Genomic DNA, 2262 nt, shown 5'->3' with positions numbered 1-2262 from the left:
CGCACTGTGGGACGCAGTCGGCGCGATCCTCGAACGCTTCACCCCAGCCGAATGCGCCAACTACTTCAAGGCAGCTGGATACGACCCAGATTAAACAGGACGCGCTCTAGCCGGATAGAGTTGCGTTGCTATAGCGGATTTTCCGTCATTGGGCAGCAACCGCCACCAGAAGACGCCGAGCGCTTCGCCGAGGGGCGAGCGGCGTAGCCATGAGCCGCCAGTTCCCCTCAATCCTACGAGAGTGCGCGATCACTGCGCCGTCGGCACTATCACTTTGATGCTGGATCCGCCATCAGCTTCCACCGTCGGCTCCAACTGGTAGTCGCCGTTCATCTCGTTGTGAAGCTGACAGAGTGCCGAAAACTCCCTCCAGGAAATCCCCTCGCTGATGTGATTGCCCACAGGGACACCGTTGAATGGATCGTGCCCACAGGCCTCGAACACAGCTCTCATCGGCCATTGCGGATCGATCCCAACCGGAATGAACCTGTCGCCCAAATCCCTTATTTTCCGTCCAACCTTGTCTGGGGTCGCGAACTTTGATGCGTCGGCCTGGTACGTGCGGACACCGGACTTATCGCCGCGCTCGTGAAGGGGTACGAAGTCTTGGTCCGAGGAGATGATGCAGATCGAATCTGCCTCGTAGTCGACACATGCATCGACTGCGCGAATCACGAGGCGTGTATCGACCTCCTTCTCGTCGAACGAGGTCAGGCCTAACCACTTGTCGACATAGAAGTTGAAGAACCCTTCTTCCCAACGGGAGACGGACGAACTTCTCTTCATGCATTGGATGAAGTCGTCATAGTGAGCGTAGTCACGTGCATTGCCGTGCGGCTTGAGAAGCCCGTTACGGATGTCGTCGAGTTGGCGACGAGCCTCGGCGCTGCCCGTCAGAGCATGCTTCTTCAGCCGCGATTCAATTTCAGCGAGCGGAACCGGAGCGTAAAACAACTCAATGCTAGTTTTGATGTCCACTACGTGGCGCATCGGCTGGGTATGTAATTCTTTCCTGAACACCGTCCTAACTAAATCATTGAAGACGACCCCGTATTCGAATTACTCCATGACCTTAGATTCGACTTTTCGGGCGACATACTCAAGCAGGTAATGCGCGAAACGGCTGGCCACCATTCCGCCGTCCAACGGGAAGTTTTGTGCCGTCAGTCATCGCGTGAACCCCAAGTATACACCCTGAAGATCAACGAGAATCAGAGCGCGATGCTTGATGATCGGTAGATTTAGGTTTTGAACGAGCTTTTCCGCCAAGCCTGTGCAAGTGTTGTAGTAATTCAGCAAACGATCGTGGGAAAATTCACCATTGCCGTCAGCCACCTCGGGAGGGTACTGAACTGAAAGATTGCCATGTTTCATTCGGGTTCGTCCGTGAAGAAGGGAGCGCTCGAGGACCAGAAGGCGCACACGCCTGATTGCCCCCTACTGTCCAATGAAGGCACGATATCTATTCAGTGTCGGCCCATCTAAGGCTTCAATGCTCGCAAGGTAACGAGCCTTGTTCTGCTCCCATTCGCGACACAGGGTCTCAAGGCGAGCGCTGGTGTGGCGATAGGCGCACCACTTCCGTACAGCAGGCTCAACATATTCCAAACTTCTAGCAATGCGGTTCTGGCAGGAGCTAATATAGTCGTTAATATCGTAAGAGTTGTGTGCGTCAAGTTCTTGTGTGGATGCCAGCCGTTTTGCAAGGAAGAACCTGAAGTATGGACATGTGATCGAGTGCGGTCATGTGTCAGGCCTTAATTTGCGGCCGTTCCATATGCCGCGGGCCGGTATGGTGATGCGCGGATCAGGTCCAAATCAGCAAAGCGAGCTTGCGTGGGCTCTCAACTTGACTCTGGTTTTCCTGACCCCGATCTGATCGATCATTTGCCCATGCAGTTCATGCCTTCCTCACATCCCCGACGTCCCGGTCTCAGGTGCGTTGTTGCAAATCACGCAGGCACCGTCGCCGGATCTCGGTAGTCCTCCTGTTTCGTCAGCATGGCCCAGATGCCACGCGCCATCTTGTTGGCCAGCGCGATTGCCACCAGCATGCGCGGTTTCTTCAACATCAAGCGGGCAAGCCAGGAACCGTCGGGCGCGCGCCTCCGAGACGCCCATCGAACCACAGCCATGGCGCCGATGATGAGCAACCGCCGAATATCGCGCTGGCCCATCTTCGATACCTTCCCTAGTCGTTGCTTGCCGCCGCTCGACTTCTGCCGAGGGACCAGCCCGAGCCAGGCGGCGAAATCGCGACCG

At 56.0% G+C, this 2262-nt stretch carries 2 protein-coding genes; both read right to left on the bottom strand.

Going from position 1 to position 2262, the window contains the following annotated elements; all coding sequences use genetic code 11:
* Positions 1-249 precede the first annotated feature (249 nt).
* Positions 250-978 carry an NYN domain-containing protein gene (locus AC0L18_RS32250; RefSeq protein WP_473495720.1) on the bottom strand — a complete coding sequence of 243 codons (729 nt, stop codon included), beginning with the start codon at positions 976-978 and terminating at the stop codon, positions 250-252.
* Positions 979-1952: 974 nt separating this feature from the next.
* On the bottom strand, positions 1953-2262 hold a 310-nt coding region (locus tag AC0L18_RS32245), incomplete at its 5' end, for a transposase (RefSeq protein WP_473495719.1).

The organism is Mesorhizobium sp. WSM4819 (assembly GCF_055811215.1).
The sequence above is the reverse complement of the archived record's forward strand: the minus strand, read 5'-3'. Positions and strand labels throughout refer to the sequence as shown.